General features: G+C 43.5%; 1 protein-coding gene. It reads right to left on the minus strand.

Features of this window, described 5'->3' with window-relative positions; all coding sequences use genetic code 11:
- Nucleotides 1–223: hypothetical protein (locus Q0948_RS14915; protein ID WP_298491423.1), on the minus strand; the 223-nt coding region annotated here is incomplete at both ends.

Genomic DNA, 223 nt, shown 5'->3' on the forward strand with positions numbered 1-223 from the left:
TCACACCATCATCATCACAAACTTGAAGCTCGGTAGGTGTGGTGAGTACAGGGTTTTGGTTTACGATGAGCTCAAAGCTCATTGCCAGGTTGACAAAATCAAATGTGGTACAACCCGTAGTGGCATTCTCTAGACTGTAGTAAATGGTCTGAGGGTTGCTGCTGTTTGAAAAAGCAGTAGGGTTAGCAATATCATTCATTGCCGTGTAATTCCCTACATTCTC

It is taken from the genome of uncultured Dokdonia sp. (genome assembly GCF_947496725.1).
In the GTDB taxonomy this organism is placed as follows: Bacteria; Bacteroidota; Bacteroidia; order Flavobacteriales; family Flavobacteriaceae; genus Dokdonia.